This window comes from Streptomyces sp. CoH27 (genome assembly GCF_020181035.1).
In the GTDB taxonomy this organism is placed as follows: domain Bacteria; phylum Actinomycetota; class Actinomycetes; order Streptomycetales; family Streptomycetaceae; genus Streptomyces; species Streptomyces camelliae.
In genome coordinates this window covers 1-13069 of sequence record NZ_JAIQYY010000045.1, presented here as the reverse complement: position 1 = coordinate 13069, position 13069 = coordinate 1, and the positions used below count along the sequence as shown (strand labels likewise).

Genomic DNA, 13069 nt, shown 5'->3' with positions numbered 1-13069 from the left:
ATGCAGGAAAGTTCTAACCTGGTAAACATGCAGCTCAATAGCCATGAATTCCGACTCCACCCGCGCTCTCGCCGATCCGGCGGGAGCTTCACGCAAGGCAGGTCGGCGCTATCTTGTATGCCATGACGTCAATCGACTCCGACGGACCGGACGGCCGGTCACTGGTCACCAAGGTGTACGAGTACCTGAGGGACGGCATCATCGAAGGCGAACTGCCGCCCGGCACACGGCTGCTCGAACGCGAACTGTCCGAGCGCCTCGCGGTCTCCAGGATCCCGGTCCGCGAGGCCCTTCCCCAGCTCGAAGCCGAGGGCCTGATCACGACACTGCCCCGCCGGGGATCCGTCGTCACCCAGCTGACCCTGCGCGACATTGACGAACTGTTCAGCGTCCGCACCAGCCTTGAGGTCCTCGCTGCCCGTCTGGCCAGTCAGCAGGCCCACGCCCGCGCTTCGACGCTGCTCTCCCCCGCCTTCGCCCGCGCGGAACTCGCCACGGCCCAGGGGCGGCAGACCGAGATCGCCGCCGCCAACGCCGCTTTCCACGAGGCGATCGTGAACCTGTCCGGCAGCCGGCTGCTCATCTCGATGATGGCGCCGATCAGTGCCCGGGTGCGCTGGCTGTTCCGGCTCACCTCCGACCGCGACCCCGGCGTGCTGTGCGCCGAACACCGTGAACTGCACGAAGCCATCTGCGCCGGAGACACCGAACTCGCAGCCTCCCTGGCCTTCGTCCACGTAGAACGCGGACGCCGCCCCTCCCTCGAATCCCTCAAGGACATCCTGCCGCCCGGCACCGACCCCGTCCCCGGCGCACGATGAAAGCCGGAGCCGAGGCGTCCGCACGGCTGATGAAGGTCCGCCAGGACACTCTGGCTCCGGCATATCCGCGAAGGCGGCGACGAGCCGGAAATCACCTCAGGGATCAGGAAGCATGGGGACGCTCCAAACTGAGCAGATCCGCGTGAGCGTCATCCACCTCGGTCACGTGCGCTGAGCAGGCCCATACGTGCGCCAGGCCGGGCTCCCGGGTAACCAGGTCGCCAGGAAGCCCAGCCGGAGGCGCTACTCAGGAAGCGGTCGCGTTCCGCCTTTGCTGAGGTCCGTCATCTGGAGCTTCTCCAGCCGGTGCGGCAGCACCATCGCCCGCCCCAAGTGAACCGTTCTTCGGAGCGGTACGTGACCTCGTCGAAGCCCAGTTCGTGCTCGGCGGCGAGTGCCGTACAGGCGAGCGTGGCGAGTCGGGCAAAGGGTCGGTGATCGCGCCCAGCACGGTCAGGCTCCGGTGCGTGTCACGCCGCCGTCGACGTGCAGGATCTGGCCGGTGATGAAGTCGGCGTCGTCCGAGACCAGGAAGCCGAGCGCGTTGCCGAGATCCGCCGGCACGGACCGGCGCTTGATGGTCTGCATGGCCGTCACGCGGGCGAAGACCTCGTCGGCCGACGGGCCGCTCGTCCTGACACGGCCCAGGAAACCCTCCGTCGCCACCAGGCCGGGCGCGATCGCGTTCACGGTGATGCCGCTGTCGCCGAGTTCGTTGGCGAGCGCCCGGGTCAGCGCGTGTACGGTGCCCTTGCTGGTCAGGTATGCCAGGTCGCGGTTCTGTGTCATGGTGATGCCCGAGCCGGTGTTGACGATGCGCCCCCACCCGGCGGCCCTCATCCCCGGCGCGAACGCCTGGGCGAAGAGCAGGATCGCCTCGACGTTGACGGCCTGAACCTTGCGCCACAGCTCAATCGTCACCTGGTCGAGGTCGGTGAAGGGGAAGATGCCGGCGTTGTTGACGAGGATGTCGCAGCGCCCGTACCGGTCGAGGACCGTCCCGGCCACGGCGTCGACCTGCGAGGGCTCGCTGATATCGCACACCAGCCCCAGCTTGTCGCCCCCACCCGTCAGCTCCGCCACGGCGTCCGCCGGATCGTTGATGTCGACAGCGACGACATGGGCGCCGTCCGCGGCGAGCCGCCGGCAGTATGCGTACCCGATGCCCCGGGCCGCCCCGGTCACCACCGCCGTCTTTCCGTCAAGCCCCACGGGTGAACTCCAGGCCGATCTGGGTGGCGATCGCGAAGTAGTCCTCCAGGTGCCACGTCCGTACGATGCGGCCGTCGACCACCCGGTGGAAGTCGGCCGCCCGGAACTCGACCTCCCGGCCGGTGCCCTCGACGCCGAGGAGTTCCCCGGTCTGCCTCGCGCGGTTGACCGCCCGCACGGCGACCATGTCCCCGTCGGCGACGACGTCCTCTATCTCGATGGTCAGGTCGCTGAAAACCCCGCGCAGGTGAGCGATGCTCGCCTTCCATCCCTCCGGTCCGCTCCCGGCGCGCAACGGCGGGACGGCGTCCCAATCGGCAGCGAGTGCCTCGTCGACCAGCGCGGTGTCACCGGTGGAGAGGGCCTCGTAGAAGAGCCGGACAGCGATCTCATTGTCGGTTGGCATGGATCTCACGCTAGGGACGCGCACCCCTGGTGATCAAAGACCTGTTCCGCACCACGTCATACGATCCAGGCATGACGGATCTCGACCTACGGCTGGTGCGCTACTTCGCCGCCGTCGCGTCACACCTGCATTACGGCCGAGCCGCGGCCGAGTTGCACATCGCGCAGCCGTCGCTGAGCCGGCAGATCAGCCAGCTCGAAGCTCAGGTGGGGGCGCGGCTGTTCGACCGTACGCGACAGGGCACGCGGCTCACGGAAGCCGGGGAGGCCTTCCTCCCCCACGCACGCGCCTTGTTGCGCATCTCCGGGCAGGCCACGGCTGCCGCCCGGGCCGCCGCACAGCCCACCCGGATCACCGTCGGCTACACCGCGGGCCTCATCATCACCCCGGCGGTGCGGAATGTGCGGCACCGACGCCCCGACGCCGACGTACGCACGCTGCACCTGGAGTGGCACGAGCCGCGCGAGGCACTGCTCGACCGGCGGGTCGACGCGGTGATCACCCGACTGCCGCTGCGAACCGACGGCCTGCGCGTGACGATCCTCCACGACGAGCCGAAGATGCTGCTCATACCTGTCGGGCACCGGCTGGTGGGGCGGAAGTCGGTGACGCTCGCCGACATCGAGGCGGAGCCGATCCCCCGCTTCCCGGACCGGGAGTGGGACGCGTACTGGCGCATCGACCCACGGCCGGGAGGCCGCCCCGCGCCCGACGGGCCCCCGGTCGAGACCATCGAGGACAAGCTCGAATGCATCGCCGCGGGTCAGGCCGTGGCCATCATCCCTGCCGCCCTGCACACAGGCGGCCTCCGGCCCGACCTCACCGCCATCCCGCTGCACGGTGTGGAACCGGGCCAGGTCGTCGTGGCGACCCGGGCCGCGGACCGCAGCCGACTGGTGGCCGCGTTCCGCACGGCGGCCCGTGACTGCCTCACCGGTTCTGTCGAACGCTGTTGATCCCAGGTCTGTTGACGCTCACCTGCCCCAGACGCTGGGCTTCGGGTCGGGAACGAGCTGCGGCTGGAGGACGTCGGCTCCGCTGGGAGGGGCGCGTGCCGGTGTGCCGGAGGCGACACCGTGCGCTGCGGTGTCGCAGACGATCCGCAGGGTGGCTATGGCGGGAGTCCTCGGTGAGTTCCGCTGCGAGGTACGCCGACACCGGCTGTCAAGCGGTCACGGGCTCTCGAACAAACGGCAGCGCGGCCGACGAAGACATCGTCGCGCCCCGCCTCGTCATCCGGGGCACCACCGCGACATCCGGCTGGGGAATCCGGTAGGAGTCCGCTTCGCACTGCACGCCGCGCACGCGTGGATCGAGACCCGCCCGTCATCGACGACTCGCCCGCGACTGATCACTGCTCAGGGAAGGCCGTCTTCCGAGCGCGGGCGAGCCACGCCCGGCTCTTATAGCGCGGGTCGACGGGGAGGTCGTGAGCATCACGGATGCGGCGGAACGTCTCGGCGGACTCGCCAGTGAGTTCGCTGAGCTGAGCAGGGGTGGCGCCCTTGCGTAGGCCCTCAAGCCCGATGGCACGCACGACAGGCTTGAGCTCCCGCTCTGTCTCCTTGGCCGTCTTGTAGCGGGCCAAGGTACGGGCCTCTTCCTCAGTGGGGGTCCAGTCGCTGGGCGAGAAGGCCGCGAAAGCTGTTGGCCTGCTGGCCCTGGTCGCGGGACAGGACGTGGAACCGGCCGAGGACTCCGTCGGACGCGACGGCCGCTGGCGTATCGCCCGGCGCACCGCGCCTGACCGGACGGTGTCCACCGTCGATCCCGACGCACGGCACATCCACAAAAACCGCACCCGCCACCAGGACGGCTTCAAAGTGCCCCCTTCCGTGATCAAGTGATCAGCCTGGCTCCATGGGAGTCATGTGGAAGAGGTGATCGATGGGTTCTCAGCATCCCGGCCAGTACCTCGTACTCGCCGAGCCGGGGATCGGCCGACGCCCACAGGTTCGGCATGCCCGCGGGGGTGCCAAGAGGAGGCGGGCCTGCTCCGACATGGCGGCCCGAGTCACGGACGCCGCCAACAGGCCGAGTACCTCGGCGAGTTTCCGCGTGGCCCCCAAGTCGGGGACGAGGCCGCGCTCGTTGACCGTCCCACGGTCCAACGGGCTCTTCACGCACGCCGGCTCCACGATGCCGGCGCCGGTGCGGCCGTCGACGCCGTCCACCGCCGGCGCGGCGCCATCAGAATCCCGGCCGCCGGGACGACGGCCAACAGCGGCCAGGCCGCGGCCCCGGCCCGTTCGAGCAGTGCCCCCAGCGGCGCGCCTGCCGCCAGCACCACGACACCCGAGACGGACGACAGCGCCCCCGTGAAGAACCCCAGGTGTCGCTCGCCCACCAGCTCGGGCAGCCAGGCGCGCGCCGCGGGTATCACCAGCATCTGCCCCGCGGTCATCAGCACAACGAACAGGACGGCGGGCGCCACCCCCGCTGTCGAAGCGGTGGCCGCGGTGATCGCCCCCGGCGCCACGAACGACAGCCCGATCAGTGACAGTCCGGCCCGCATGGCCCCGCCCCAGTGCCAGCGGCGCTCCGCCCACCGGGACATGCGTACCTGCCCGCAGACCACCAGCGCCGACGACAGCGCGAACAGCCAGCCGAGTGCCGCCTGCGACCCGGTCGCCCGGGTGAGTTCGGCGGGCAGCGCGAAGTACAGCTGGTTGTAGCTCAGCAGATAGCAGCTGTATGCAGCGGTGAGCGCGAGAAACGGGGGTGAGCGCAGCAACAGGCGGAAACTGTCCCGGAGTTCGGTGCCATCTGGTCGTGAGTCGTCCGTGCTCACCGGGCGGCGCGGCATCAGACGTGCGTGGGCGACGAGTACGCCGACGAAGACGCCTGCCCCGCCCAGACATGCCCACCGGAGCGAGTCGGCCCCGCCCACCGCAAGCAGAGCCGCGCCCACCACGGGCCCGAGCAGCGCCCCGGCCTGCCCGCCGACGGAGAACACGGAGAGCATCCGGGCCCGCGACCGGCCGCTCTCCTGCTCCCACCGCACCGCCTGTCGCGTGATCTCGCTCTCCACGGCGGGTGAGAACAGCGCCGCGGCGAACCCCACGACCAGCACCGACGCGACCACCGTCCCCACGGTCTCGGCGAAGCCCAGCCATACGAATCCGACGACCCGCAGCGCGCACCCGACGAGCACCACCGGCCGCGGCCCGTACCGGTCCGTCAGCGCCCCGCCCACCACGAACATGCCCTGCTGGCTGAACGTCCGCATCCCCAGCACGAGCCCGACCAGCCACCCGGCGAGCCCGAGCCCCGCAAGATGATCGGCAAGGTAAGGGAGCACGGCGAAGAACCCGACGTTGAAGGCGCACTGCGACGACACGAGGAGCCTGGGCAGTGCGGGCAGTGCCCGGTAGTTGTGCAGGACGGGGCACGGTCGTGCCTCCTTGATCGTCGATGTCATGCGAACTCGCATGCTGTGGCGAGGAGTTCACGGGTGTACGGGTGGCGTTCCCCGGGTGTCGCCAGCGCCTTCGCCGGCATGGTCTCCACGATCTTCCCGTCCTTCAGGACGGCGACGCGGTGGGCTAAGGAGGCCACCACGTCCATGTCGTGGCAGATGAACAGGTAGCCGAGCCCCAGCTCGCGCTGCAGCGACTCCAGCAGGTCGAGGACGCCGGCCCGTACGGTCGGGTCGAGCCCGGAGACCGGCTCGTCGAGAACGAGCACCTCGGGTTCGGAGGCGAGCGCCCGGGCGATGCCGACTCGCTGGCACTGCCCGCCGGACAGTTCGTGCGGGCGGCGGGGGCCGAGCGCGGGGTCGAGGCCGACCTGTCGCAGCAGTTCGGCGACGCGGGCCGGGCCGCTCGCGTTGTCCCAACGCCCTTGTATGCGCAGTGGTTCGGCGATCGCTGCCCGGATGCGTTGGCGTGGGCTGAGCGAGCCGTACGGGTCCTGGAACACCGGCTGTATGCGCGGTCGTAGCGCGCGCAACTCCGTGTCGTCGAGACCGAGCAGTTCCCGCCCGGCGAAGCGGACCGATCCCGAGGCGGCGCGGTGCAGCCGCAGGACGGCCTCGGCGATGGAGGACTTGCCGGATCCGGAGGCGCCGATCAGGGCGAGGGTCTCGCCTCGCGCCACGTCGAAGGAGACCTTGTCGACCGCTGTCACGGCCGTCTCGCCCCGGCGTCGTCCCGGGTACTGGACCGTCAAGTCCCGTACGGACAGCAGGAGATCGTGCTTGTTCACGGTCGATGTCGGGCGCTGCGGGCGTCGCCCGGCCGCGAGGAGCCTGCGAGTGTACGCCGCCTTCGGCTCTGTCAGGACGTGGTGCACCGGTCCGGCCTCCTGTACCGCTCCGCCGTGCAGCACCGTCACCCGGTCCGCCCACCGGCTGACGAGCGGCAGGTCGTGGGTGATCAGCAGGAGTGCCGCTTCGGATGCGGCCCGTTGCTCGGCGAGCAGGCCGAGGATCTGGTCCTGGATGAGCGGGTCGAGCGCGGTGGTGGGCTCGTCGGCGACGAGCAGCCGTGGCCGGTGCAGGGTGGCCAGGGCGATGACGGCGCGCTGGCGCATGCCGCCGGAGAACTCGTGCGGATAGGACCGGGCGCGCCGCGCGGCGTCCGGGATGCCGACACGGTCGAGGGCGGCGACGACCGAGGCCCGGGCTTTCCGCATGCTGAGCCCGCCCAATGACCTTAGAGACGCCGCCAGTTGATCGCCCACGGGGTGCACGGGGGAGAGCACCGACAGGGCGTCCTGCGGTACGTAACCGATCTCGCGCCCCCACGGCTCCCGCTGCCCGCCGAGCTCGATGTCCCGCTCGGCGAACCGTACGGCGCCAGTCACCCGAGCCCCGTACGGCAGCAATCCGAGCACGGCCCGAGCCGTCAGGGTCTTGCCCGCTCCGGACTCCCCGACGAGGGCGTGCGCCTGGCCGACGCCGACGTCGAGGGACACGTCACGTACGGGCGTGGCGCGGTCCCCGGGCAGCGTGATCGTCAAGTCCCTCAGGGAGAGCAGGGGCTCGGGGAGCTCGGGCGATGACTCGGGTGACACGGAATGATCCTTCCTACGTACGGGGTTGCGGGTGCGTGGCGCGCGGGAGGGTGCGCGGCCGGGGAGGGCCACGCTCCCTCGCTGGGGCAGCGGGTGGCGCGGCTCTGGTCGGGCGGCGCCAGCCGGCGGGCCTCACGCTCCGTGCCCCGCCGCCCGCTCGGCGGGAAGTGGAGCGCGCCGGCTCCGGGCCCGCGTGCCGCCGCCCCACGACAGCGACGACACGGACACCGCGAGGCCTGCCAGCGCGGCCAGCGCCAGGGCGGGAGCGAGCGCCGCCCACGGGGCCCGCTCCAGGTAGGACCGGGACTCGTCGAGCAGCAGCCCCCACTCCGGTGCGGGGGCCTGTGCGCCGAGGCCGAGGAAGCCGAGCGAGGCGAGCGCGAGCGCGGTGCCGGGCAGGCGGAGCACCGCGTGCCGGGCGACGGGCCCGGCGACGGCGGGCAGGACGTGCCGGGCCAGGATCCAGCCACGTGTCGCGCCGAGCGCCCGCTGTGCCACCAGGAAACGTGCTGCCCGCACCTCGCCGACCAGCGTCGCGGCGTGCGCGGCCAGCGGTGGCCAGGAGACCAGGGTGACCGCGAGAGCCGCGCCCGAGGCGCCGGGGCCTGTGGCGCCTGCGACGAGCAGCCCGAGGATCACCGGCGGCAGCGCGTTGGCGACATCCGCGAGGCCGGCCGAGAAGACCGGCAGGAATCCGAGCGCGAGCCCGACGAGCGCGCTCACCGCGGTGACGGCGGCGGCCGTGCCGATGGTGGAGGCGGCGCCGTGTCCGAGCCGGGCGAGCACGTCCCGGCCGAGACCGTCCGTGCCCAGCGGATGCGTGAGCGATGGAGGGGCGAGCCGTGCCGCGGTCTGCACCGTGTACGGGTCGCGCAGCAGTCCTACGACGGTGACGGCGAGGAGACCGAGGCCCAGGACGGCGGGGACGGCGATGCGTGACCAGGTGGCAGTCGCCGGCTGTGGTGCGGGCAGGGCGAGTTGCGCGTCCTGCAGACCCGGGCCGAGCAGTCGGCGGCGAACCACGTGAGCCAGGGTTCCAGCCGCGAGCCCCAGCGCGAGCAGCGCGAGGACACACGCCTGAAGCAGCGGTACGTCCTGTGCCTTGGCCGCGCCCAGGGCGGTACGCCCGATCCCGGGAATTGCGAACACGGTCTCGACGGCGACGGCTCCTGCAGTCAGCCCGACCGCGACGAGGCCGAGTTGGGGCACCACGGCCGGTACCGCGCGCCGCAGTCCGGCGAGCGCGATCCGCCACGAGGAGACCCCCGAGGCCCGCCACAGCTCGGCCCAGCGTTCCCCGTACGCGCCGGGCAGCGCGTCCGTGACGAGCCGCCCCAGCAGCCCGCCCGCGGGGAGGCCCATGGCCAGGGCGGGGAGCACCATGTCCACGGGCCCGCTCCACCCGGACGTGGGCAGCCACCCGAGCCACACCCCGAGCAGCAGCAACCCGACCGTGGCGAGCAGGAATTCGGGCACCGAGGCGAGCATCGCCGCACCAGCACCCGTACTCGTCCGCCCGGCCAGTGTTCCGCGGGCGCCGCTCACCACGGTCCGCGCGCCCAGCATGGCCGCGAGCAGCAGGGCCACGGCCAGCGAGGCGGCCATCAGGGCCAGTGACACGGTGAGCGCCGGCAGTACACCCGGGCCGACGTCGGCCCCCGACACCCACGACGTCCCGAAGTTCCCGTGCGCCAAGTCCCCTAGTCAGCGTCCGAGTTGGGTGAGCAGGCCGCCGTCGAGTCCGAGGTCGTCCCGGACCGCGGCGAGCGCCTCGGGTGTCGCCTCCTGCTCGGCTGAGCGCGCCCGCAGCACGCTCAGCGCCGGGTCCCTGCCCGAAAACCAGGGCAACAGCCCGACGCAGGTGACCACGGCGGCGAGCGCGAGAGCCCTGCCGAAGAGGGCGACGGCCAGGGAGCCTCGCCGCCGCCCCCGTATCACGAACAGGGCTTCGCACCCTCGGTCACGTATCACGAACGCCTCACTTCACATACGTGTCGAGGCCGATGAGTTCCCGCTCCCGCGGGTCCTTGACCGAGCCGACGACGTTCGACGCGTCCCCCTGGATCACCCGCTCGTGCAGCATGGGGATCGCGGCGTCGGTCTTCAGGACGGCGGCCTCGGCGGCGATGATCGCGCGGCGCCGCTTGTCACCGGCCGGGGTCTCGCCGGCCTTGTCCAGGGCGGCATCCACCTCCGCTTCGGCGAGCTGCGCGATGTTGAAGGACCCGTCGGAGGCGAAGTCGCTGTACAGGTACGCGGCCGGGTCGCCGGAGTCGAGAATCGTGGCCCGCGAGAGGATGAACGCGTCGAACTTCCCTTCCAGGGCGTCCGCCTCGATGTTGGCGTACTCGCGGATCTCCAGCCTCACCCTGAAGCCCGCCTCCTGCAGCTGCTGCTGCAACACGGCGGCCACTTCCGGGAGTTCGGCCCGGTCGGTGAAGGTGCCGATGGTGATCTCGGCGCCCTTCGGGCCGGCAGCCTCCGCCCGCCCGGTCACGTCGCTGCGGAGCCCGTCGGCCCAGGGCAGCGCGGGCCCGAGCAGCCCCTTCGCGACGTCGGCGCGCCCTTCGTACACGCCCTTCACGATCGAGCGGGTATCGATCGCCTCGCGGGCGGCGGCCCGCAGCCCTGGAGCGCGGAACGGCCCCGACTCGGTATTCAGATAAAGGGTGTTGGTGCGCGGCATCGGCACCTCGGTGATCTGGTTCTCCTCCAGGAGCGAGGCTTGCGAGACGGGGACCGCCTCGACGATGTCGGCCTCGCCGCTGCGCAGGGCGGCGGCGCGGGCGGTGCCGTCGGGGATGTACTTCACGTCGATACCCGCGGCCTTCGCGCGCCCGCCCCAGTAGTCCTCGTACCGGTCGAGGGTCGCGTAGCTCGTGCCACCGGACTTGGTGAGCTCGAACGGCCCGGTTCCGGCGCCCACCGGGTTCACGGTCTTCCTCCCGTACGCCTTCGCGGCCAGGATCGACAGCTGCGGCGAGGACATCCGCTGGGCAACGAGCGGGTCCACGTCGGCCGTGGTGATCCGTACGGTGTGGGTGCCCTCGGCCGCGATGTCCAGGGTCACGCCGTCGAGGATGCGTGGCTTGGGTGAGGCGTCTGCGGCGCGCCGCAGGGACCGTACGACATCGGTGGCGGTGAGCTTCGTACCATCGTGGAAGGTGACGCCCTCGCGTAGCTCGAAGGTCCACGTGCGGCCGTCCTGGCGCCACTTGGTGGCCAGCATCGGCTGCGCGTCACCATGGGCGTCGAGCCGGACGAGGGTCTCGGCGGTCGACCAGCGGGAGAGCTTGAACGCGTCGTCGCTCAGCGGCGAGAGGCCGGAGCGCGGGGGTTGCATCATCGCGACACGGATCCGCTTGTCGCCACTGCCCGCGCTGTCGGACGCCGCGGAGGACGCGAAGCAGCCGGAGAGCGCGGGTACGGCGATGACGGTGACGGACAAGGCGGCCAGCAGACCGCGCCGGCAGAGGGCGCGGCGGGCCGCAGAGGCAGACGGGAGCACGGCACATCCAAGCAATGAGAAAGCAATGGAAAGGCAAAGCTGCGAGGTGGAAAACTTAGCAGATGACAATCATGTTCATCAAAGGGCTTCGTTCGCCATGGCCGGCCGCGTGCATCGGCGACGGCGGCCGGGCAGCCCGTGCCGGCAGCAGGCACTAGGTCGCGGCGAACAGGAGGGTCGGTACGCACACGATGCATCCGCCCGACGCGAGGTCGTAGGTGTAGCCGACGTGGAGACCGACGAGGGCGTCCGTGCCGCCGATGAGGGAGCGAGCACATGAAGACCCTCACCCGGCTGATCGGGGCTGGTACCGCGGCGTCACCGACCAGCTTCAAACCCTGCTCGGGCGCTCACGTGCTCCTTGCCGACGACGAAGTCCAGCGTCCCGAGGTGGGCGATGACCGCGCGTTTGACCGACCGCTGGTGGTCGAAGTCGAAGTCCTCCAACGTCTTGTGGTGCGGCAGCCTCGACAGTCGCAGGTCCTGCCGGAAGGGGCGGTCGTCACGGACAGCGAGTTCCTCGGCCAGGACCAGGTCAAGGAAGTCGAGGTAGCCCATCTTGGCCTCGTCAGCCCGCTGGATGTACTGGTTCAGGGCCTCGGCCAGGTGGGGCAGGCCGAGCTTGACGGCCGTGGTGCGGATGGCGGTGCCGCTCAGCTCGCTCAACGGCCTTCCATCGTCGAAGAATTGGACGTGAAGCGGCGGGCGCCGGTCAGCTCGTCATAGACCGACAGCGGACGGCGGCCGACCTCGACGTGGGCGGCAGCGGCCCGGTCCAGCAGGGCCTGCGACGGGCCGGCTTCCGGCACGAGGGACTGACCCCGGCGGGGTGAAGGCGGGCTGTCGCCGGTGGTGACGCGACGGCCGGCGCCGGTGGGCAGGCCGTCCCAGTGCCTGCCGACGACGATGCGGGCGCCGCGTCCAACGGCCCGCAGATGGATGGCCGGCAGGGTCTGACAGTCGCCTCCGGGGACGGTGGAGTGCAGTGTGACCTGAGACTTCGTGGCCCGGATCTCGACAGCTGGCGCGGGCGGACCTTCCGAGCGTGCACCGAGCAGAGGTTTGCGTCGAACACGGCCATGCAGCCCTTGTCGACGTGCCGCAGATGCCGCTGCGCGACCACATACGGAGTCTCGGGCAACGAGCGCAGAGCCATGTGGTCGCGCACCGCCCGATGGCCGATGACCTCGCCGCGCGTCCATGACCCAAGGGCGGCCGGCCGCCGAAGCACGGACCGGAGTTCCGCCTGGCGAAGCCGGAGCCGGCGGTGGTGACCATGAACGACACGCCCCGCTACGGCAAGGCCGGGGCCCGCGCATGGGACCGGGTCCATCCCCGGCTCCCCCACTGCTCGGCATGGATCGACCTGGACGGCCAACTCCCCCTGGCCGAGGGCACGTTGATCCGGCTGAAGGTCGACAGCCTTCCCGGCGACCGTGACGCGCCACCGTAGCTTCGAGTCGGCAAAGACGGTTCCGGGCCAGGACTGAGCCTGTCGCTCGGGACGGCGATCGGCGGCCGACGCAGTCGTCAGACTTCGGCCTGCACCAGCCTGTCGTGGAGGTACTCGGTGCGGGCCTTCTCGTCGCGGTTGGAGAACAGGTACCGGATCCAGGCCTGCTGCTCGTGGGCGACGATGCCGAGTTCCCATACGCAGTAGGTGCCCTTGAGAACGCCGGGGAAGTCGATGCGCTGGAACCCTTCACCGGTGTTGAAGTAGATGGTCTCCCACAGCTCGTTCTCGTTGCGCCAGACCATGACCAGCAACAGGTACGCGTCGCCGACCTGGTGCAGGATCACGAACCCGAGCTCGTCGTCGCAGGCCAGGGTTCCGGCTTCGGCCTCGGCCGCGACGAACTTCCGGGCCTGTTCGCGCGCCTCGGGCCCCATCTCAGCCTCGGCGCGACGCAGGTCGTACCACTTCAACTCGGCGCCCGGGACGCTCAGTCCTGCGCCGGCTTCTACGAGCTTGCGGATGTGCTGGTAAGACGGGTCAACGCTGCCCATGACGATCCGGTTCTCCAAACGCCCACCCATGAGGGCCGGGCCTGTCAAGCGCAGATGTGACCTCGGCCTTCGGCTTTTGTTCCTCGCCGAGGCGTTTTC

At 70.9% G+C, this 13069-nt stretch carries 10 protein-coding genes and 4 pseudogenes; 4 read left to right on the top strand and 10 right to left on the bottom strand.

Annotation, left to right across the window (positions count from 1 at the left end; translation table 11 throughout):
* Nucleotides 1-122 precede the first annotated feature (122 nt).
* Nucleotides 123-821, top strand: coding sequence for a GntR family transcriptional regulator (locus tag LE548_RS41380; RefSeq protein ID WP_225102209.1), 699 nt, complete (start codon nucleotides 123-125; stop codon nucleotides 819-821).
* Nucleotides 822-1274: 453 nt separating this feature from the next.
* Here the strand turns inward: LE548_RS41380 and LE548_RS41375 are convergent, their stop codons facing one another.
* A complete protein-coding gene (locus LE548_RS41375; protein ID WP_225102208.1) occupies nucleotides 1275-2033 on the bottom strand; it encodes an SDR family NAD(P)-dependent oxidoreductase in 759 nt (252 codons plus the stop codon).
* Nucleotides 2023-2439, bottom strand: coding sequence for an ester cyclase (locus LE548_RS41370; RefSeq protein ID WP_225102207.1), 417 nt, complete (start codon nucleotides 2437-2439; stop codon nucleotides 2023-2025). Before LE548_RS41370 ends, LE548_RS41375 begins: the two co-directional genes overlap by 11 nt.
* Nucleotides 2440-2510: 71 nt before the next feature.
* Here LE548_RS41370 and LE548_RS41365 point away from each other — a divergent pair, with 71 nt between their 5' ends.
* Nucleotides 2511-3395 carry a LysR family transcriptional regulator gene (locus LE548_RS41365; RefSeq protein ID WP_225102206.1) on the top strand — a complete coding sequence of 295 codons (885 nt, stop codon included), beginning with the start codon at nucleotides 2511-2513 and terminating at the stop codon, nucleotides 3393-3395.
* A 395-nt stretch (nucleotides 3396-3790) separates the two neighbouring features.
* On the opposite strand, the gene LE548_RS41360 is transcribed toward LE548_RS41365, so the two are convergent.
* Nucleotides 3791-4027: a hypothetical protein gene (locus tag LE548_RS41360; RefSeq protein ID WP_225102205.1), complete on the bottom strand. Its 237-nt coding sequence runs from the start codon at nucleotides 4025-4027 to the stop codon at nucleotides 3791-3793.
* Between the two features lie 28 nt (nucleotides 4028-4055).
* Here LE548_RS41360 and LE548_RS41355 point away from each other — a divergent pair.
* Nucleotides 4056-4262 (top strand): annotated as a pseudogene (locus LE548_RS41355) (IS5/IS1182 family transposase); the annotation flags it as partial.
* A gap of 296 nt (nucleotides 4263-4558) precedes the next feature.
* On the opposite strand, the gene LE548_RS41350 reads toward LE548_RS41355, so the two are convergent.
* The 6 genes and pseudogenes from LE548_RS41350 to LE548_RS46825 all read right to left on the bottom strand — a co-directional run bounded on the left by LE548_RS41350 (nucleotide 4559) and on the right by LE548_RS46825 (nucleotide 11772).
* Nucleotides 4559-5860 (bottom strand): MFS transporter, encoded by a 1302-nt coding sequence (locus LE548_RS41350; RefSeq protein WP_225102204.1) that lies wholly within the window; start codon nucleotides 5858-5860, stop codon nucleotides 4559-4561.
* Nucleotides 5857-7455 (bottom strand): ABC transporter ATP-binding protein, encoded by a 1599-nt coding sequence (locus LE548_RS41345; protein ID WP_225102203.1) that lies wholly within the window; start codon nucleotides 7453-7455, stop codon nucleotides 5857-5859. Before LE548_RS41345 ends, LE548_RS41350 begins: the two co-directional genes overlap by 4 nt.
* Nucleotides 7456-7587: 132 nt before the next feature.
* Nucleotides 7588-9393, bottom strand: a pseudogene (locus LE548_RS41340) (ABC transporter permease subunit).
* 40 nt (nucleotides 9394-9433) lie between these two features.
* Nucleotides 9434-10903: an ABC transporter substrate-binding protein gene (locus LE548_RS41335; RefSeq protein WP_225102202.1), complete on the bottom strand. Its 1470-nt coding sequence runs from the start codon at nucleotides 10901-10903 to the stop codon at nucleotides 9434-9436.
* Nucleotides 10904-11311: 408 nt separating this feature from the next.
* Nucleotides 11312-11629: pseudogene (locus LE548_RS41330) on the bottom strand (ATP-binding protein); the annotation flags it as partial.
* Nucleotides 11626-11772: a hypothetical protein gene (locus LE548_RS46825; protein WP_374116248.1), complete on the bottom strand. Its 147-nt coding sequence runs from the start codon at nucleotides 11770-11772 to the stop codon at nucleotides 11626-11628. The gene LE548_RS46825 and the pseudogene LE548_RS41330, both read right to left, overlap by 4 nt.
* 395 nt (nucleotides 11773-12167) lie before the next feature.
* On the opposite strand from LE548_RS46825, the pseudogene LE548_RS41320 reads away from it, so the two are divergent.
* Nucleotides 12168-12413, top strand: a pseudogene (locus tag LE548_RS41320) (transposase); the annotation flags it as partial.
* An 80-nt stretch (nucleotides 12414-12493) separates the two neighbouring features.
* Here LE548_RS41320 and LE548_RS41315 read toward each other — a convergent pair.
* Nucleotides 12494-13069 (bottom strand): hypothetical protein (locus LE548_RS41315; RefSeq protein ID WP_225102201.1); only part of this gene is annotated, 576 nt, incomplete at its 5' end.

What these genes read in the sequence shown, in the direction of transcription:
- LE548_RS41370 (WP_225102207.1), bottom strand. Translation starts at nt 2,439, where the DNA reads ATGCCAACCGACAATGAGATCGCTGTCCGGCTCTTCTACGAGGCCCTC.
- LE548_RS41365 (WP_225102206.1), top strand. Translation starts at nt 2,511, where the DNA reads ATGACGGATCTCGACCTACGGCTGGTGCGCTACTTCGCCGCCGTCGCG.
- LE548_RS41350 (WP_225102204.1), bottom strand. Translation starts at nt 5,860, where the DNA reads ATGACATCGACGATCAAGGAGGCACGACCGTGCCCCGTCCTGCACAAC.
- LE548_RS41380 (WP_225102209.1), top strand. Translation starts at nt 123, where the DNA reads ATGACGTCAATCGACTCCGACGGACCGGACGGCCGGTCACTGGTCACC.